This is a genomic window from Larsenimonas rhizosphaerae, from assembly GCF_026240105.1.
Taxonomy (GTDB): domain Bacteria; phylum Pseudomonadota; class Gammaproteobacteria; order Pseudomonadales; family Halomonadaceae; genus Larsenimonas; species Larsenimonas rhizosphaerae.
In genome coordinates this window covers 226329-244335 of sequence record NZ_JAPIVE010000002.1, presented here as the reverse complement: position 1 = coordinate 244335, position 18007 = coordinate 226329, and the positions used below count along the sequence as shown (strand labels likewise).

General features: G+C 62.4%; 16 protein-coding genes. 9 read left to right on the top strand and 7 right to left on the bottom strand.

The genetic code is table 11. The features are described 5' to 3' along the window. Positions 1-62: 62 nt before the first annotated feature. The 6 genes from rutA to OQ287_RS07635 all read left to right on the top strand — a co-directional run bounded on the left by rutA (position 63) and on the right by OQ287_RS07635 (position 5306). Complete coding sequence (rutA, locus tag OQ287_RS07660) at positions 63-1166, top strand: pyrimidine utilization protein A (protein WP_250934999.1); 1104 nt, start codon at positions 63-65, stop codon at positions 1164-1166. Continuing rightward, complete coding sequence (gene rutB, locus OQ287_RS07655; protein WP_265896071.1) at positions 1163-1918, top strand: pyrimidine utilization protein B; 756 nt, start codon at positions 1163-1165, stop codon at positions 1916-1918. Before rutA ends, rutB begins: the two co-directional genes overlap by 4 nt. Positions 1919-1945: 27 nt before the next feature. Then, positions 1946-2332 (top strand): pyrimidine utilization protein C, encoded by a 387-nt coding sequence (gene rutC, locus OQ287_RS07650; protein ID WP_250934997.1) that lies wholly within the window; start codon positions 1946-1948, stop codon positions 2330-2332. A gap of 35 nt (positions 2333-2367) precedes the next feature. After that, positions 2368-3177: a pyrimidine utilization protein D gene (rutD, locus tag OQ287_RS07645; protein WP_265896070.1), complete on the top strand. Its 810-nt coding sequence runs from the start codon at positions 2368-2370 to the stop codon at positions 3175-3177. Then, complete coding sequence (locus OQ287_RS07640; protein WP_250934995.1) at positions 3174-3713, top strand: flavin reductase; 540 nt, start codon at positions 3174-3176, stop codon at positions 3711-3713. Before rutD ends, OQ287_RS07640 begins: the two co-directional genes overlap by 4 nt. A 90-nt stretch (positions 3714-3803) precedes the next feature. After that, positions 3804-5306: an NCS1 family nucleobase:cation symporter-1 gene (locus tag OQ287_RS07635; protein ID WP_250934993.1), complete on the top strand. Its 1503-nt coding sequence runs from the start codon at positions 3804-3806 to the stop codon at positions 5304-5306. 68 nt (positions 5307-5374) lie between these two features. Here the strand turns inward: OQ287_RS07635 and OQ287_RS07630 are convergent, their stop codons facing one another. The 6 genes from OQ287_RS07630 to ltnD all read right to left on the bottom strand — a co-directional run bounded on the left by OQ287_RS07630 (position 5375) and on the right by ltnD (position 11588). Beyond that, on the bottom strand, positions 5375-6754 hold the full coding sequence (locus tag OQ287_RS07630) for a GntP family permease (protein WP_250934992.1): 1380 nt from the start codon (positions 6752-6754) through the stop codon (positions 5375-5377). A 39-nt stretch (positions 6755-6793) separates the two neighbouring features. Then, complete coding sequence (denD, locus tag OQ287_RS07625) at positions 6794-7768, bottom strand: D-erythronate dehydrogenase (RefSeq protein ID WP_265896069.1); 975 nt, start codon at positions 7766-7768, stop codon at positions 6794-6796. An 80-nt stretch (positions 7769-7848) separates the two neighbouring features. Beyond that, positions 7849-8649 carry a 2-oxo-tetronate isomerase gene (gene otnI / locus OQ287_RS07620; RefSeq protein WP_407658243.1) on the bottom strand — a complete coding sequence of 267 codons (801 nt, stop codon included), beginning with the start codon at positions 8647-8649 and terminating at the stop codon, positions 7849-7851. Between the two features lie 58 nt (positions 8650-8707). Next, positions 8708-9361, bottom strand: a complete 654-nt coding sequence (gene otnC / locus OQ287_RS07615; RefSeq protein ID WP_265896068.1) for a 3-oxo-tetronate 4-phosphate decarboxylase — start codon at positions 9359-9361, stop codon at positions 8708-8710. Continuing rightward, positions 9358-10644 (bottom strand): 3-oxo-tetronate kinase, encoded by a 1287-nt coding sequence (gene otnK, locus OQ287_RS07610; RefSeq protein WP_265896067.1) that lies wholly within the window; start codon positions 10642-10644, stop codon positions 9358-9360. Before otnK ends, otnC begins: the two co-directional genes overlap by 4 nt. Then, positions 10641-11588, bottom strand: a complete 948-nt coding sequence (gene ltnD, locus OQ287_RS07605; protein WP_265896066.1) for an L-threonate dehydrogenase — start codon at positions 11586-11588, stop codon at positions 10641-10643. The genes otnK and ltnD overlap by 4 nt, the downstream gene beginning before the upstream one ends. A gap of 122 nt (positions 11589-11710) precedes the next feature. Between ltnD and OQ287_RS07600 the strand changes: the two genes are divergently transcribed. Then, the gene (locus tag OQ287_RS07600; protein WP_250934988.1) at positions 11711-12745 is read left to right on the top strand and encodes a LacI family DNA-binding transcriptional regulator; all 1035 of its coding nucleotides are present in this window, start codon (positions 11711-11713) and stop codon (positions 12743-12745) included. Here OQ287_RS07600 and OQ287_RS07595 read toward each other — a convergent pair. Further along, positions 12742-14352: an inorganic phosphate transporter gene (locus tag OQ287_RS07595; RefSeq protein WP_265896065.1), complete on the bottom strand. Its 1611-nt coding sequence runs from the start codon at positions 14350-14352 to the stop codon at positions 12742-12744. The two genes, OQ287_RS07600 and OQ287_RS07595, sit on opposite strands and share 4 nt — an antisense overlap. Positions 14353-14669: 317 nt before the next feature. Here OQ287_RS07595 and OQ287_RS07590 point away from each other — a divergent pair, with 317 nt between their 5' ends. Further along, positions 14670-15893 carry an ATP-grasp domain-containing protein gene (locus tag OQ287_RS07590; RefSeq protein WP_265896064.1) on the top strand — a complete coding sequence of 408 codons (1224 nt, stop codon included), beginning with the start codon at positions 14670-14672 and terminating at the stop codon, positions 15891-15893. 60 nt (positions 15894-15953) lie between these two features. After that, a complete protein-coding gene (locus OQ287_RS07585; protein ID WP_265896063.1) occupies positions 15954-17960 on the top strand; it encodes a hypothetical protein in 2007 nt (668 codons plus the stop codon). Positions 17961-18007 lie beyond the last annotated feature (47 nt).

Here is an 18007-nt window from a genome sequence, read left to right as displayed (position 1 = left end):
GTGCACACCCCCTGTCGTGGCCCACCGGCACATGTCATCCCGCAATGACCTGGAGGTAACCCATGCAACTTGGTGTCTTCATTCCCATCGGTAACAACGGCTGGCTGATTTCCGAAAATTCACCGCAATACATGCCGACCTTTGAACTCAACAAGGCCATCACCCAGAAGGCAGAGTACTACGGGTTCGATTTCGCACTGTCGATGATCAAGCTGCGCGGCTTCGGCGGAAAGACCGAATTCTGGGAGCATGCCCTCGAATCATTCACTCTGATGGCCGGACTGGCCGCGGTTACCTCCAGAATCAACCTGTACGCCACCGCCGCCACCCTGGTCATGCCGCCGGCCATTACGGCACGCATGGCAGCCACCATCGACTCCATTGCCCCGGGACGCTTTGGCATCAATCTGGTCACGGGCTGGCAGAAGCCCGAATACAGCCAGATGGGACTGTGGCCCGGCGATGAGTATTTCGGCAAGCGCTACGCCTATCTGGACGAATACACCACCGTCATGCGCGAGCTGCTTGAAAGCGGCCGGAGTGACTTCAAGGGTGACTTCTTCCAGATGGACGACTGCCGACTGAGCCCGCGCCCCGAGCAGGGCGTCAAGATCGTCTGCGCCGGTCAGTCCAACGCCGGCATGGCCTTTACCGCCAAACATGCCGACTACAGCTTCTGCTTCGGCAAGGGGCTCAACACGCCCACGGCGTTTGCCGAAACGGCCGAACGCCTCAATGAAGCCACCCGGGACAGTGAACGCGATATCGCCTGTTATGTGCTGTTCATGGTCATCGCCGACAGGACCGATGAAGCCGCCATGGCCCGCTGGGAACACTACAAGGCAGGTGCCGATCAGGAAGCGCTGGACTGGATGGCGGATCAGGGCGGCCAGGACAAGACCTCCGGCAAGGACACGAATGTCCGTCACATGACCAATCCGACCTCGGCGGTCAATCTCAACATGGGCACGCTGGTCGGGTCGTACGAGAACGTGGCTCGCATGCTCGATGAAATCGACACGGTCGAAGGCATGGGCGGGGTCATGCTGACCTTTGACGACTTCCTGGAAGGTCTCGATACCTTCGGTGAAAAAATACAGCCGCTGATGAAGACCCGCGTTGATGTGACCGGTGCAACCATGGCGCCGAGGGAGATCGCCTCATGAGCTCGCTGCACACCACACCGGTCGTGCGGTGCGACGGCGCCGCATCGGACGATGAGATCGTGCTGCCGGGGCGGCCGGAAGCCATTGCCCTGCCCCGGGCGCAGACGGCCCTGATCGTCGTTGACATGCAAAATGCCTATGCCTCGGCCGGCGGGTATCTGGACCTCGCCGGTTTCGATGTCAGCGCCACCGGGCCCGTGATCGAGGCCACTGCTCGAGCCATCAGCGCCGCCCGCGCCGCCGGTTTCCAGGTCATCTTTTTCCAGAACGGCTGGGATACGGAGTACGTCGAGGCCGGTGGCCCCGGCTCACCCAACTGGCACAAGTCCAATGCCCTGAAGACGATGCGCCGTCAGCCCGAACTCGATGGCCGGTTTCTGGCCAGGGGCACCTGGGACTACGCCCTGGTCGATGCCCTGACACCACAGGCCGGGGATATTGTCCTGCCCAAACCCCGCTACAGCGGCTTTTTCAATACAGCGCTGGACAGCATGCTTCGCGCCCGCGGTATTCGCCATCTGCTGTTTACCGGCATTGCCACCAACGTCTGCGTCGAGTCGACACTGCGCGACGGCTTTTTCCTCGAGTACTTCGGTACGGTGCTCGAGGACGCCACCTACCAGGCCGGGCCGCCCGCAGCCCAGGCGGCGGCCCTGTTCAATATTGAAACCTTCTTTGGCTGGGTCTCAAGCGTCGAAGCGCTCGAAACCGCCTGTCAATCCATCGGCGTCGAGGCCACCGAAACCGCCTGACCCCATCTTCTGCCCGAGGACGTCATCATGCCTAAAACAAGCGTCATTCCCGAAGGTACCGGCACACCGCTGGCCCCGTTCGTACCCGGCACTCAGGCCGACAATATTGTCTATGTGTCCGGTACCCTGCCCTTCGACAAGGACAACAACGTGGTGCACGTCGGTGACGCCGCCGCGCAGACACGCCATGTGCTCGAGCTGATTCAGCGTGTGGTCGAAACCGCCGGGGGCACCATGGACGACATCACCTTCAATTCGATCTTCCTGCGTGACTGGGACGACTACGCCGCCATCAATGCGGTATACGCCGAGTTCTTCCCGGGTGACAAGCCGGCGCGGTACTGCATTCAGTGCGGTCTGGTCAAACCCGACGCCCTGATCGAGATTGCCTCGGTCGCTCACGTGCCGCACTAGCGCGACGCGTTCATCCCACTGGCCGAGGACGATCCATGCACTACGAACTACAAGGGTGTCAGTCACCTGATGCACCGACGATTCTGCTGTCGTCAGGCCTTGGCGGTGCCGGCAGTTTCTGGGCCCCCCAGCTGGATGCGCTCGCACGAACCCATCGCGTGCTGATCTACGACCACCTCGGTACCGGCCAGAGCCCGGCGGCCCTGCCGGCCGGTTACCGCATCGAGGACATGGCCCGGGAGGCGCTGGCCCTGCTTGACCGGCTGGAGATCGATCAGGTGGATGTCATGGGGCATGCACTGGGCGGACTGGTCGGTCTGCAGATGGCCCTGATGGCGCCGGCGCGCCTGAACCGCCTGATTGTCATCAACGCATGGAGCTGCCTGGACGTGCAGAGCGCGCGCTGCTTTCAGGTTCGGCGAGCACTGCTGAGAGACAGCGGGGTCGAGGCCTACCTGCATGCCCAGCCCCTGTTTCTCTATCCCGCCGACTGGCTGTCGAACCACCACACGCAGCTGCTGGCAGAAGAATCACACGCCCTTGCCCACTTCCCCGGCAAGGACAATGTGATGGCCCGCATCGAGGCGCTGTCAGCCTTTGATATCGATGCCCGTCTGGGCGACATCGCCACGCCCACGCTGGTCATTGCCTCCCGTGACGATCTGCTGGTGCCGTACATGCGATCACAGCGTCTTGCCGAAGGACTGCCCAATGCCCGACAGGTGATGTTCGATTACGGGGGGCACGGCCTGACAGTGACCGTCCCGGATGCATTCAACACACTGATAACGCAGTACCTGGCCGACGACACGGCCCTGATCCCGCTAACAGGAGTTGCCTCATGAATGCCCTTCAACAACAGGAACAGCACACCGCCCCTCGGGAAATCTCCTCACGGGCATTTCGCGAAGCGATGTCTCATCTGGCGGCCGCCGTCAATGTAGTGACGACCGATGGCCCCGGCGGCCGGGCGGGATTTACCGCCTCGGCCGTATGCAGCGTGACCGATGAACCTCCGACACTGCTGGTCTGCATCAACCGCAGCGCCTCGGCCTACCCGGCCTTTGCCGACAATGAAACGCTATGTGTCAATGTGCTTAGCGCCGCCCATCAGGAGGTTTCCAATACCTTCGGGGGCAAGACCCCGATGGCCATGCGCTTCGACCACGCCGAGTGGATCACGCAGGATACCGGCGCCCCGGTGCTGGCAGATGCTCTGGCCCATTTCGAGTGCCGGGTCAGCCAGCGCATGCCGGTAGGCACACACGAGATAATGCTGTGCGAAATCGTCTCGATGTCGACCCATGACGCGCACGAGTGCCTGCTTTATTTCAACCGGCAGTATCACCAGCTCCCACGGTCCGTCGCCAGCGTCGGATAACCCTGTAACGATATGGGCAAGGCGCGCCCCGGGCCTGTCTGGTGTGCCTTGCCGGCGGTTTTTCATCCCCTTGCGATCAGGATTCCAACAATGACAACTTCCGTGTCTCGCATGGTCGAACGTGACGGCAAGGTCGAACTCACGCTCGGCGACGACGTTCGTAACAGCGCCCTTTTCAATGATGACATCGCCCCCACCCAGGCCCGCGAGCGAACCTGGACGACATGGAACGTCGCCGCGCTCTGGGTCGGCCTGTCGATCTGTGTACCGACCTATACGCTGGGCGGCGTACTCACTGCCTATTTTGGACTGAGTGTGGGCGAAGCGCTGCTGACGATCCTGCTGGCCAACGTGATCCTGCTGATTCCGCTGACGCTGAATGCCTTCCCCGGCACTCGCTACGGCATTCCGTTTCCGGTCGTGCTGCGCTCCTCATTCGGCCTGCGAGGCTCCAACGTACCGTGCCTGATCCGAGCGCTGGTCGGCTGTGGCTGGTTCGGTATCCAGACCATGTTTGGCGGTCTGGCCTTTCATCTGCTGCTGTCAGCCATTTTTCCGCCCTGGCAGGCCCTGGGCGGGATCGGTCAGGTGATCGGTTTTTTCATCTTCGGCGCCCTCAATCTGTGGGTCGTGATCCGTGGTGCGGACTCCATCAAGTGGCTGGAAACCCTGTCGGCACCGCTGTTGCTGCTGGTCGCCGTGGGGCTGCTGGTCTGGGCACTGCCGCATATCTCGCTGAGAGAGCTGCTGGACACGCCGCCTGCCCGACCCGAAGGCGCCTCGGTCACGCCATACTTCCTGTCCGGCCTCACGGCGATGGTCGGCTTCTGGGCAACCCTGTCGCTCAACATCCCCGATTTCAGCCGCTTCGCCTGCCGCCAGAAGGATCAGATCATCGGTCAGGTCATCGGACTGCCGCTGACGATGTTCCTGTTTGCCGCACTGGGAGTGGTACTGACCGCCGCCTCGGCATCACTGGTGGGTGAAACGGTCGCTGACCCGGTCACGCTGATCGGCCACATCGACAGCCCGATATGGGTCTCCATCGCCATGATCCTGATCGTGATTGCGACCCTCTCCACCAACACCGCCGGCAATATCGTCTCGCCGACCAATGACTTCCAGAACATCGCCCCCAGGGTGATCAACCGCACCCGAGGTGTCCTGATGACCGGCGGAATCGGTACGCTGCTGATGGGATACGACCTGCTGCAAAAGGCCGGTGTGATTGTCTCGAGCGTGACCCTTGAAAGCCTCTATTCCAACTGGCTGCTGGGCTATTCAAGCCTGCTGGGGCCGATCGCCGGCATCATGGTGGTGGATTATTTTCTGATCAAGCGCCAGCAGCTGGATGTCATCAGCCTTTACCGTGAGGGCGGCCGCTACCCGAACGTCAACATGGCCGGGTTCATTGCCTTTGGCCTGCCCGTGGCCCTGATGCTGCTGTCACTTGCGACCGGCGTCTGGAGCTGGCTCCATGACTACGGGTGGTTTACCGGATCGGCGATGGGAGCCGCCGTATATTATGTCGCAGGCAGGGCCCTGGAGCACCGAAGGGAGGCCTTCGATACCCGGCCGGCCACCTCCGCCTGAACCGCATATTCAATGAAACCGCCGTCATGTGACGGCGGTTGTTCAAGGCCTGATACCGATGATATACCTCAGCTCATCACGGCATTGGCCGTCAGCAGCATGACCAGCGATACCGCCCAGCCGATCGTGGTGGGCACCGACAGCACCAGCAGCTGGTGGCGAGTACTTTTCACGCCCAACAGACGGTTGACCACCCAGAAGTAACTGTCGTTGAAGTAGCTGAAGAAAATCCCGCCGATACAGGCCGCCTGTGCAGCCAGCACCATGTTGACCTCCGGCATGTTGGCCAGAATCGGGGCCGAAATCGAGGCACCGGTAATCATGGAGACCGTGCCACTGCCCTGAATGAAGCGCACCAGTGTGGCAATGATGAACGGGATCAGCAGGGGCTGTATGCCCATCGACGCCACATACTCGCCGATATAGTCTCCGGCACCACTGGCCCGCAGCACTGCACCCAGTGCCCCCCCGGCACCGGTCACCAGCAGGATGATACCAGCGGTTTCCACCCCTTTTTCCAGATGCTGAAACACTTCATCCTTTGGTGTTTTCGGCATCAGGCCATACACCGCGATCAGGACACCGATGCCCACCGCGATGACCGGGTTACCGAAAAAGCCCACCAGCTGCACCAGCAGGTTCGTGGATTCCTTGCCGGCCAGCGCAGCCGTCAGGGTATTGAGGAAAATCAGAAGGATCGGCAGACCGATGGGCAGGCAGGACAGCCACAGCGCAGGCAGCTCGGATTCTTCCTTCATGGTCAGGGCGTCCTGATGCCCCTCCGGATCAAACCCGCCGGGCTGACGCGCCAGCATGGCCTCGATCTTCGGCCCCATGATGTGGGCATAAATCACCATCGCCAGTAACGCCGGCGCCGTGATCACGACACCCCAGGCAATCATCAGACCGATATCAACGCCGAAGATACCTGCCACACCCAGCGGGCCGGGGGTAGGAGGCACGGCACTGTGGGTCACGGAAAGCCCGGAGGCCAGCGCAATCCCCAGCCCGATGACGGATTTGCCACTGTTGCGCGCCAGCGCCCGTACCAGCGGATGCAGGATGACAAAGGCCGAGTCGCAGAAGATTGGAATCGAGACAATATAGCCGGTCAGTGCCATGGCCCCTTCTTCCTTGTTCTTTCCCAGCAGCCTTAAAATCGCATAGGCCATTCGCTGGCCGGCACCGGAGACTTCCAGTATCCGCCCCATCATGACCCCGAAGCCGATGACCAGCCCGATGGTCGAAAGCGTCTTGCCAAAGCCGGTCGTAATGGTCGACACCACCTCATTGGGAGGCATGCCCCCGATGATACCGGCCAGCGAAGCGGCAATGATCAATGCCAGCAACGCATGCACCCGGGTCTTCAATACCAGAAAAATCATTACAAAAATCGCAATCCCCAGACCGATGATGACCTGAGGTCCTGCGGCGGTAGACTCAATCATGATGACACTCCCCTGTCAGGGCTGTAGTTAGGGATACACTCAGGCAGACGCCACGGTGGCGTCGTCGGTCAGAAAGGCCTGCACGATGGCGGTCAGGTCGGTATCACCGGCAAACCCCAGCGCACGTGCGCGGTCGGTAGAAAACCGGGCCGGCCAGCTGCCGACAATGGCCTCGATGCGGGGGTCCGGTTCATGACGCACCAGAGCGCTCGCCTCGGGCCCGCCCAGCGCCTCCAGCGTGTCAAGCATCTGCGCCACACTGATGGTGATGCCAGGCAGCATGAACCCGCGGGAATGAGAAAGCGCTGAGGCCGGCACGTCCGCACCATGCAGCAACGCCGCCACGACACAGCCCGGCGACATGACAAACATCTCAAGCGACTCGGGCACCGGGCATACCGCCACCTCGCCCTTGAACGGCTCCCGCAGCAGCGAAGAGGCAAAACTGGATGCGGCAGCATTCGGCCGGCCAGGACGCACGATAATGGTGGGCAACCGCAGTACCAGCCCGTCGATCAATCCCCTGCGGCTGTAGTCATTGATCAGCAGTTCAGCCATCGCCTTCTGGGTACCGTAGGAATTCTGCGGTACCAGTGCCGTCATGTCGGTCACCGTATCCGGCAGGGCGCCCCCATAGGCCGCGACCGATCCGGCCATGATCAGTCGCGTGTCCGACAGGGACAACGCCGCACAGCCTTCCAGCAACTGGCGCGTCGCATCGAAATTGACCTGCATTCCCAGTGCCAGGTCCGCCTCGGCAGCCGAACTCACTACGGCCGCCAGGTGATAGATCACCGCCGGGCGACCGGCAAGGCAGGCCTGAATGACGGCCGGGTCGGCCAGGTCGCCGGTATGAATATCTACCGGCACGTCAGTGTCCGGGAGCGCTGTTTTTACGTGATCAAGCAGGGTCAGGCGGGTAAGGGCCTGCCCCTTCAGCGCGCCGCGCTCGATCAATTGATGAACAAGGCGCTGCCCCAGAAATCCTGCCGCGCCGGTGATCATGACATGCATGGCCAACTCCTTGATAAAGCAAAGGTTGTCGAATGTTGTTGTAGTGCGTGGATGCCATGACGGGAAAAAAAAGCAGTGGCTCAGCCGGTGGTCAGCCCGTACGGGCGGCCCCAGCCAAGTCCGGCGCGGGTATTACCGCGCGGTTTATATTCACAGCCCACCCAGCCCGTGTAGCCAAGCGTCTCAAGCCGCTCCAGCAGGGCCGGATAGTGCAGCTCCCCTCGATCCGGCTCGTGCCGGTCGGGAACACCTGCGATCTGCACATGTCCGACGGCGTCGAACTGCGCTTCCAGTCGTCGAGTCACATCCCCCTCAACGATCTGGCAGTGGTACATGTCGAACTGCACCTTGAGGTTGCTCGCCCCTACCCGCTGCACGATGTCGCGGGCCTGAGCCTGACGGTTCAGGTAAAAGCCCGGCATGTCCCGCAGGTTGATGGGTTCGATCAACAGGGTCTTGCCTGCCCGGGCCAGCTCGCCGGCGGCAAAGCGCAGGTTGGCGATGTAGGTCTCGGTATGTTCCTGCCAGGTGGCTTCGTCCGCACCTTCCGGTACCAGCCCGGCCATCGCATGCACCCGCGGGCAATCAAGCACCTCGGCGTAGCGTATGGCCTCGGCCACGCTGGCACGAAAGTCCTCCTCGCGACCGGGCAGGGAAGCAAGCCCTCGCTCTCCGGCGTCCCAGTCCCCCGGCGGCAGGTTGAACAGCACCTGCTCAAGCCGGTTCTCACTCAGCCAGCCCTTGATCTCTTCCGGGGCATACGCGTAGGGAAACAGGTACTCGACGCCGCGAAATCCGGCCTCCGCCGCCGCGGCAAATCGGGCCGGGAAGGCGTGTTCGACAAACATCATGCTGAGATTGGCGGCCAGCTTCGTGGTCATGGGCATATCCTGTGCTTCAAGTCCGGTAACGCGAGGCATGGAGGCCCCGCAGGTATCATCAGTCACGCGGGTAACGCGCATTGAGCTCATCCACCTGCTCAGGGGTCAGCCCGCGAGGGTTGGTGCCTCTGAGCAGCAAAAACAGTTTGGCGGTCTCTTCCAGTTCCTCGGTGGCATACACCGCCGCATCAAGGTTCTTGCCGGCCACCACCGGGCCGTGGTTGGCCAGCAGCACGGCACTGTGCTGACCGGCCAGCCCCCGTACGGCGTCCCCCAGCCGCTCGTCGCCCGGCACGTGGTAAGGCACCAGCGGCAGGGTGCCGACCCGCATCACGTAATAGGCTGTCAGCGGCGGAATGCAGTCACAGGGGTTGATGTCCGGCAGACAGGACACCGCCACCGAATGGGTTGAATGAAGATGCACGATCGCGCCGGCACTCGGCCGCTCTTCCAGCATGGCCCGATGCAGGAAGTGCTCCTTGGTCGGTGCATCGCCGTCCAGTACCCTGCCGTGGGCGTCCAGCCGGGTAATCCGCGCCGGATCGAGCCGGCCCAGGCAGGCATTGGTGGGCGTCATCAGGCACCCGCCGTCCTCCAGGCGCTGACTGATATTGCCGCTGGACCCCATGGTCAGCCCGCGGTCAAAAAGCGACTTGCCGTGCAGGGCAATCTGCTCGCGCAGACGATTGATCTCGTGAGGTGACTGGCTCATGGCAATACCTCGAATGCACGGGTAAGGAAATCAGTGCCGCCGAAATTGCCGGACTTGAGGGCAAGGGACAGCACGGTCTCGCGGCCAGGCAGGCTCGCCTGGGTCCAGGGTACGCCCGGATCAATCTGTGGCCCGATCCGCAGCGTGGTGATCGACAGGGCTGATACCACGGCCCCGGAGGTTTCGCCCCCGGCCACGATCAGACGGCCGATACCCTCGTCCACCAGGGTGCGAGCCAGCCAGGCCAGCGTCTCCTCGACCAGGGCGCCGGCCCGTTCGGTGCCGAGCCTGTCCTGCACGGCACGCACGGCCTCACTGTCAGCGGAGGCATGGATCAGGAAAGGCGCCTGTGGGTCACGGGCCATGCACTGCCGGGCAAACTGCAGTGCCTCGTCCCGATGGGCATCTCCCTCGCTCAACCTGAGCGGGTCCAGCGCCAGACCGGGATGGCGGGCCTTGAACGCCTCAATCTGTGCAAGCGTCATGCGCGAACAACTGCCGGACAGCACCGCACATCCTCCGGATGAGGGTGCCAGCGCTGCAGCATCACCGTGTGGTGCCAGCCAGCCCCGGGCGCGGTAGGCCTCAGGCAGTGCCTGAGCCAGACCGGAACCGCCGGTCACCAGTGGCAGATCCGCCGTGACCTCGGCCAGCACGGCCAGGTCCTGCTCGTCCACGCTGTCGCATATCACGTGGGCCGTGCCGGCCTCCCGCAATGAGGCCAGCCGCTCGATGGCCCTGTCTGCGCCACCGGCCAGGGTGGCATGAGCGAGAAGGCCGACAGGCCTGTCCGTCTGCGCGCCCAGTACCCGCACCAGATCGGCATCCGTCATCGGCGTCAGTGGATGCTGCTCCATGCCGCTGTCGTTGAGCAGTCGGTCTCCGACAAACAGATGCCCCTGATATACGCTGCGCCCGTTGACCGGGAAGGCCGGGACCATGACGGTCTGGGGCGTATCAAGAGCCGCCATCAGCGCCTCGGCAACAGGGCCGATGTTGCCCCGCGGCGTGGAATCAAATGTCGAGCAGTACTTGAAGAAAATCTGACGGGCGCCACGTGCCTGCAACCAGGCCAGCGCCGCCAGACTGTCAAGAACGGCCTCCTCTACCGGAGTGCTGCGCGACTTGAGCGCAATGATCACGGCATCGGCGTCCTCCAGCACCTGATCATCCTCCGGCACCCCGATGACCTGCACCGTGCGCATGCCGCCGCGCACCAGGTTGTTGGCCAGATCCGTGGCGCCGGTGAAATCGTCGGCAATTCCCCCGAGCACCAGACTCATGACGGACGCTCCTCGGCATCATTGGCCGCCGGCAAATCGAAATGACGCAACCGCTGATAGACCTTCACCACCGCCGAATCGTCTTCACGTCCAAGGCCTGCGCCGCTGGCAGCGGTGAACTGCTGCAGTGCGCTGCCGGCCACCGGCATGGGCAGTTTCAGCTCCCGACCGGTAGCGTGCACGATGTTCAGGTCCTTGACGAAGATGTCCACGGCCGATAACGGGGTGTAATCGCCCTTCAGAATGTGTGGCACCCGGTTTTCAAACATCCAGGAATTGCCCGCCGAATGGGTAATGACGTCGTACAGCACCTCAAGGTCGAGGCCCATGCTCGCCCCCAGGGCCATGGCTTCTGCCGCCGCGGCAATATGCACACCAGCCAGATGCTGATTGACCAGTTTGACGCTGGACCCCGCGCCGGGCTGCTCGCCCAGCCGATAGACCTTCGCCGCCATGGCCGACAGCACGGCGTCCGTTTTTTCATAGGCCTCGGCAGTCCCGGAAGACATGACCGACAGCTCGCCGGTGCGGGCCTTCGCGGCCCCGCCGCTGATCGGTGCATCCAGCATGACAAGCCCCAGGGCCGCCAGGCGCTCACCGAGGGCCACGGCGTAGCTTGGCGCAACCGTGGCACACTGCATTACCACACTGCCGGGCGACATCGCTGCGGCCAGGCCACCCTGCCCCTCGGCCCCGAACAGCACCTGCTCGACCTGATCGGCATTCACGACCACCAGCAGCACGACGCTGCAGCCTGCCAGCGCGGCCGGGGTCTCGGCACTTCGGCCGCCGGCGTCCTCAAAGGCGGCACGGGCAGTCGGTGAGATATCGCAGCCGATGACCGACAGGCCCTGACGCAGCAGGGAACAGGCCGTGCCCATTCCCATGGCACCCAGACCAACTACACCGATGTCAGGGGATACAGCATTCGAGGGGGTAGACACAGTGATTCTCCCGTGGGCAATAACCGGTCTTGCCGGCTAATGATTGTGTAAATGGTAGCGCTACCAAAAAGGGTGCTTTAGTCTCGAGCCCTGCGCAAGTGCGAACAAGGAAAACGCGACCAATGTCCAGGGATGACGCCCACGAGAAACGCTCCCGCAAGGGAGCCATGCAGCCCACACTGACCGATGTGGCCCGGGAAGCCGGCGTCGCACCGATCACGGTGTCGCGTTACTTCAACGACCCGGAGGCACTACGTGACGCTACCCGCCTAAAGGTTGAAGCCGCGGTCAACCAGGTCGGCTATGTCCGCAACATGATTGCCGGCAGCCTGGCCTCGGCCACGACTCGGGTGATCCCGGTCATCGTGCCGTCGCTGGCGAACGTGGTGTTCATCGAGGTGATTCGAGGGCTGCAGCAGCGCCTGGAAGCCGCCGGCTATCAACTGCTGCTGGGCAAGACCGATTACGACCTGGACCGGGAAGCGCAACTGGTACGCACCTTTCTGGGCTGGTCTGCCTCGGGGCTGATCATCGCCGGGCTGCGTCACAGTGACGAGACCCGCCAGCTGCTGGAGAACTGGAACCAGCCGGTGGTCGAAATCATGGAATACGGCGACGGTCTGGACATGAACGTCGGCCTTGATCACCGCGCCGCCGGCCACGCCATGGCCACCCACCTGCTGAACCGGGGCTATCGGCATATCCACTACGCGGGGGCAGAGCTCGAGCGGGACTATCGCGCCGGAGAGCGCTTTGAAGGACACCGCCAGGCGCTTGAGGCCGCCGGGCTGCCGGCACCGCTGCTTGACCTGCCGAGCCGACAGCAGATGGACAGCGGGGCCGAGGCACTCATGCACATTCGGACGCATTCACCGACATGCGATGCCATTCATTTTGCCAACGATGACATGGCCTGCGGTGCCCTTCTCGCGGCCATGCGCGATGGCATCCGCATTCCGGAGGATATCGCCATAGCAGGCTTCAACGGCCTGCCGATCGGCCGGCACATGACGCCACGCCTGACCACGATTGTCTCTCCCCGGGAGTTGATCGGGCAACGGGCTGCCGAACAGCTGCTGCGACGCATCAGGGGGGAGCCGCTGGGCGAACTGAGCATCAATGTCGGCTTCACCCTGCACGAAGGCGAAAGCGCCTAGAACACCCCGTTCAGGACCATGAACGCGCCGGCAGCCAGCACGGCGGCAGCAGGCAGGGTAATGACCCACGCCAGCGCAATCGGGCGCATCAGGGACCAGTTGGTCTGGCGATTGACCATGCCGATGCCAAGCACGGCGCCAATCAGGATATGGGTGCTTGATACCGGCAGGCCGAAGGTGGTGGCCAGCATCACGACGGCAGAGGCAGCCAGTTCGGCGGAGAACCCGGAGGCCGGGTGCATTCTGGTCAGATGGTGCCCGACGGTCTGAATGACTTCCCGGCCAATGAACCATAGCCCGGCAATCAACGCCACGCCGAAGGTCAGCATCGCCAGCGGCGGAATACTGGCCTCCTCGCCGATGACCCCGGTGCGCAGCACATCCAGAACCGCGGCAAAGGGGCCAATCGCATTGGCAATGTCATTGGAGCCGTGACTGAAGGCAAACCCGGCCGCCGTAAAGACCTGCATCCAGCTGAACATCAGAAATGTAGAGCGCCCCAGGGTCTCGCTCTTGAGGGTTTTGGCAAAGATGAACGTCGCCATCCAGACCAGAGCGCCCACCATGCCCATGATCAGATAACTGCCCAGGGTATCGACCCCCAGAGCCAGGTGGCTGAAGCCCTTGAACAGCAGCATGGCCGTCAGAATGATCGCCCCCAGGGCTGCGATGACCGGTACCCAGTGTTCCAGTGCCCGGTGGGCATGCACATCCTCGCGCTTTCGATTGATGGCGTAGAGCTTGCGGTAGTACTCCGATTCCAGATCGTCGATGCTGAAATCCCTGTCACTGATGGCCTGCATGTCCCGCGCCATGGCCTGGGTGTAGGCCATCTGCTGCACTTCCGACAGCCGCTCGACAGCCTCCCTGTGACGCCGCTTGTGGGCACGCTTTTCCTCGCGAATGGTTTCCAGCCGGGATTGCGCCCTGTCGTTGTAGGCAAGGATATGGCGCTTGATCAGCGAGTACAGCACGTAAGCGACAATGCCCCCCAGTGCCGGCGAGAGCACCCAGGAAATGGCGATCATGCCCACTTCGCGCCACTGCACCAGATCAAGGGCGGCAAGTCCGCCGTGCTTCAACACTCCCAGCGTGACAGACCCGCCGATGATGGCCCCGACAATCGAGTGGGTAGTGGACACCGGGTACCCTCTGTGGGAGGCAAACAGCAGCCACAGTGCCGCGGCAATCAGTGATGACATCATGATGAACACGAACTCCAGCGGCCGGATCGCCATGCCATCAAGATCAACGATGCCGCCGCGAATGGTCGAGGTCACCTCTCCTCCGGCGATCACGGCCCCACTGACTTCAAAAATGGCCGCGACCAGCAGCGCCTGATGCACCGTCAGTGTGCCGGCGCCAACGCTGGTACCAAACGAGTTGGCCACGTCATTGCCGCCAATGTTGAACGCCATGAACACGCCAAAGAGCGTGGTCAAGAAAAACAGCAGCGTATGCTGACTCTGGATGTAGCCACTGCCCCAGGCCACGAAGTAGCCGGTAAAGGCCAGCAGCAGCCCGATAAAGAAAAGACTCAGCCGAGGCGAGTGCCTGAAGGTATCCAGCGTGGCGTGTCCGCCGGTTTCTGAAGCGTCGCTGCTCATGGTGCTCTCCGGCAGTGCCCGTGACAGGTATCAGACCAGGGCATGTAAGGCCATTCCACCCAGGTCACCGCAAGTCTAGAAAGCCGTCATGACAGGGGGATGACCCGCTGACAATGACATGAAACCAGGCCGTGACGAACCTTGCGCCACCTCGCTGCCGGGCCGCTCGCCACGCCGATCAGCCGCTGAACGCATGTCTGTTTTTTCATGCCTGAACGGCACCAATTTGCCGATTTTCCCGCAAAAAACCTCTAATCAACTACACTGACCCCACGATCTCGCACTCACATGACATATAAAAAACAGGAGACAGGATCATGGAAAAGGATCCCAACAAGGGCTATATCGCACTGCTGGGCTGGAGTCTCGGTGCCGTGGAAGCTGCCGAAAAATTTGACCGGCGCTACGTGGTAGTGGCTCCCACCTGGGCTGAAGAGTATTGCACCGAACACAACATTCCTTACGTGCCCTGGAACTTCGAGCGCCTGAACGACCGCTCCATCGAGATTGCCGAGACCCTCAGGGACATGGGCATCGATGCTGCCATTCCGTTATTTGAAGAAACCGTTGAATGGGCCGGTGCCATCAACTCCGTACTGATGGGCAATCCGCGCCTGCATGGTCAGGCCGTGCTGTTCCGGGACAAGGCCCTGATGAAACGCCGAGCCCAGCTGGGCGGCATTCGGGTCGGTATTTTTGAAGAAGCCCACGAGCAAAGTGACGTGCTGCGCTTTTTCAAGCGCGTCAACCAGACCCTGCTCAAGCTTGATGGCGACCCGGAAGACCCGATTCACCTCAAGGCCTTCGACAAGGCCGGCTGCCTGGGGCATCGGGTCATTCGCTCCTCGGAGGAAATCGACACCATCCCCGACAGCGAATACCCGCTTTTGATGGAAAGCCATCTGGACGGCTGGGAATTTGCCGTCGAAGCCTGGGTGTGGAACGGCAAGATCCAGTTCTTGAACATCTCCGAATATGTGACCCTCGGATATTCCGTCTTTGTGCCCGCCACGCCGGAGCTTGAGAAATACCGTGCCCAGATCACGCAGCAGATCGAACTGCTGATCAAGACCTTCGACATTCAGTTCGGCCAGATTCACCCCGAATACTTTGTCACCAGTGACGGCACCATGTACTTCGGTGAGGTTGCCTACCGTCCGCCGGGCTTCAAGGCGTTCGAACTGATCGAACGCGCCTATGGCTTCAGTGCCTATCAGGCCACCATGCTGGTCTTCGACCCGCACACCACGGAAGAAGAGATCAACGCCTTCTTCCCGACGGAAGTGGTCGATGCGAAGGGCCATGCCGGCTGCTTCGGGGTCTATCCGCGGCGTCGCGTCGTCAGCCAGCTTGATATTCCGGAAGAGACCGAAAACCACGCGTATTTCGACTTCCACGAGCTGACGGCACCGCTGGAAGCCACCGTGACCAAGCGCACGGCCTTCGGCACCCACTGGGGGCTGATTTTCTTCTTCGGTGAGGATCCGCATACCCTCAGGGATCTGCTCAAGCATCAGGAAGACCTCGACTTCTATGTGTAAGACATGCGATAGCGCGGGCAATGCATCAGGCATTGCGCCGTGCCGCCTCAGGGAGGCCCTGTGACGATCAAGGACAGTGGCGAATCACACGCAACGGGCGAGCCTTCACGGCTCGCCCGTCTTGAACTTCAGCTCGACGATGCCGTTGCCCGGCTGGCCGACGCGCCTTCCGTTTCCCGCGTGGGGCGGGCAGGACGCGTATTCGATATTGCACGCCGTGTGCTGATGGAGCCCGGTGGCTGCGGGACGCTGGAAGCCCGTGCCAGAGCGATGGAAGAAGCCGGCATTTTCGAAGGCTCGGACTGGGCACGCCCCGGCATTCTGCTGCCGACACTGACCCGCCACTCACTGACCAGCCCCGAGCCGATGACCGTGGTCATCGAGGCTCTCAGCGAGCTGCGCCTGCTGGCCGTCGCGCGGGAGGACTATGCCCACCCCCAGGTGTCATCCGAACAGGCCCGCTCCTACCTGACCCAGGTACTGGCGCTGAACCTGTCGATGCTGTTTGGCCCGCCCAGCGAAGCCGAACGGGAAACCCAGGGCAAACTGGCACTGGTATCCCGTCAGCTGCTGGCTCACCTGTCCGAGCGCATCGGGTTTGAAAACGTCATCGATTCCATGATCGATGAAATCTGGCGGCTGCTGAAACAGCGCCCGATTCAGACCGAAACCATCCGCGAGATGATTACCCGCATCGCCCTGTGCCAGGCGGACCCGGAGATCGATCTGGGCACCAGCGGGCAGGGAGCAACACGGCTGGTCAGCAGCCTGTTCGGCCCGACCCAGGCCTGCAGCGAAGATCCGGGCATTGATATCTACGAAGAACGGCTGGCCATGATGGATGGCGCCGCCCTTCAGCTGGAGGCCACCGGCATGGCCCGCGCCATGCACGATACCGGGCTGGTCTCGGCCTATCACGCCGTACTGGTGCGTTATCTGCTGAAGGATCACGATCACCTGATCAGCGAGGCGCTCGGGCTGTCCGCCACCGGCCGCGATTGTCTGCTGCGCTTTCACCCGCTGATCCGTGCCCTGCTGGCACGCGTGGCCCAGCCGGAAACCGATCAGGCCCTGTACGGCCTGGCCCGGCTGCTGGAACGCGGCATTCTGTACCAGCCGCCCATTCCGCCGGCGTTGTGGCGTCAGCTTGGACTGCCCCTGAGCGACTGGTCGCGTGCCCGTATCAAGGCCGCCTATGGTGACATGGTGGACCCGGAAGCACGGCTGCTGGAAGGCGTACTGTGCATGCTGGGCCAGCCTCTGGGCGTGGGCCAGGGCAATAATCCCACCTGTCAGTCCGCCAGGGCGCTTTCCATGTGGGGCTGGAGCGACCCGGACTATCTGCTGCAGATGGTGACCTGGGCGGCACGGGATGACGGCATTACCATGCACTTTGAAGGACAGCCGATTTCATCCTGCGACAGCGGTGAAGGCCTCTCTCCCACGCTACCGCTGGACCTCGATCCGGTGTCCCTGCTGGTGGTGCCGCATCTGGACCGCATCTACATGGAGATGGGCCGGCGCTGCATCGGTCGGGAAGGCGACCCGCATCGCTGGATCAATCCGGAATTTCACGGCTGGTGGACCGGACGCGCCTTTCACATCAATGTGGATGTGGCCACCGGCATGCTGATCGAGCCGGAAACCTTCCTGCGCCACTTCTACGCCGCCTACCATCCGCACTATAACGGCGACCAGCCCCTGATCCACCCGCAACCCGCCGGCATTGCCGTGACCGACAGTGCCGCCCGCTTCATCGGCTGGCACGCCATCAGCATTCTGCGCGCCGCTCCGGGGCCGGATGATCACATGCGAATCTACTTCTTCAATCCCAACAATGACAGCGGTCAGAACTGGGGCGATGGCGTGGATGTCAGCACCGATGGCTGCGGCGAGCGCTTCGGCGAAGCCTCCCTGCCCTTCGCCCAGTTTGCCTCACGACTCTATATCTTCCATCAGGATCCGCAGGAAGAGGGCCGGCTGGCCGATATTCCCGCTGCCGAACTGGACGATGTCATGGGCTATATCCGCCGAAGCTGGGGCGCGGAAAGACTGCCGCCCGCCTGATGGCCTGCTGCCGACCTCCTCGCCGGGGGCGGCAGCCCTGCTCATCA

What these genes read in the sequence shown, in the direction of transcription:
- OQ287_RS07590 (WP_265896064.1), top strand. Translation starts at nt 14,670, where the DNA reads ATGGAAAAGGATCCCAACAAGGGCTATATCGCACTGCTGGGCTGGAGT.
- otnK (WP_265896067.1), bottom strand. Translation starts at nt 10,644, where the DNA reads ATGAGTCTGGTGCTCGGGGGAATTGCCGACGATTTCACCGGCGCCACG.
- otnI (WP_407658243.1), bottom strand. Translation starts at nt 8,649, where the DNA reads ATGACCACGAAGCTGGCCGCCAATCTCAGCATGATGTTTGTCGAACAC.
- otnC (WP_265896068.1), bottom strand. Translation starts at nt 9,361, where the DNA reads ATGAGCCAGTCACCTCACGAGATCAATCGTCTGCGCGAGCAGATTGCC.
- OQ287_RS07635 (WP_250934993.1), top strand. Translation starts at nt 3,804, where the DNA reads ATGACAACTTCCGTGTCTCGCATGGTCGAACGTGACGGCAAGGTCGAA.
- OQ287_RS07600 (WP_250934988.1), top strand. Translation starts at nt 11,711, where the DNA reads ATGTCCAGGGATGACGCCCACGAGAAACGCTCCCGCAAGGGAGCCATG.
- OQ287_RS07630 (WP_250934992.1), bottom strand. Translation starts at nt 6,754, where the DNA reads ATGATTGAGTCTACCGCCGCAGGACCTCAGGTCATCATCGGTCTGGGG.
- OQ287_RS07640 (WP_250934995.1), top strand. Translation starts at nt 3,174, where the DNA reads ATGAATGCCCTTCAACAACAGGAACAGCACACCGCCCCTCGGGAAATC.
- rutC (WP_250934997.1), top strand. Translation starts at nt 1,946, where the DNA reads ATGCCTAAAACAAGCGTCATTCCCGAAGGTACCGGCACACCGCTGGCC.
- rutB (WP_265896071.1), top strand. Translation starts at nt 1,163, where the DNA reads ATGAGCTCGCTGCACACCACACCGGTCGTGCGGTGCGACGGCGCCGCA.
- OQ287_RS07595 (WP_265896065.1), bottom strand. Translation starts at nt 14,352, where the DNA reads ATGAGCAGCGACGCTTCAGAAACCGGCGGACACGCCACGCTGGATACC.
- rutD (WP_265896070.1), top strand. Translation starts at nt 2,368, where the DNA reads ATGCACTACGAACTACAAGGGTGTCAGTCACCTGATGCACCGACGATT.
- rutA (WP_250934999.1), top strand. Translation starts at nt 63, where the DNA reads ATGCAACTTGGTGTCTTCATTCCCATCGGTAACAACGGCTGGCTGATT.
- denD (WP_265896069.1), bottom strand. Translation starts at nt 7,768, where the DNA reads ATGCATGTCATGATCACCGGCGCGGCAGGATTTCTGGGGCAGCGCCTT.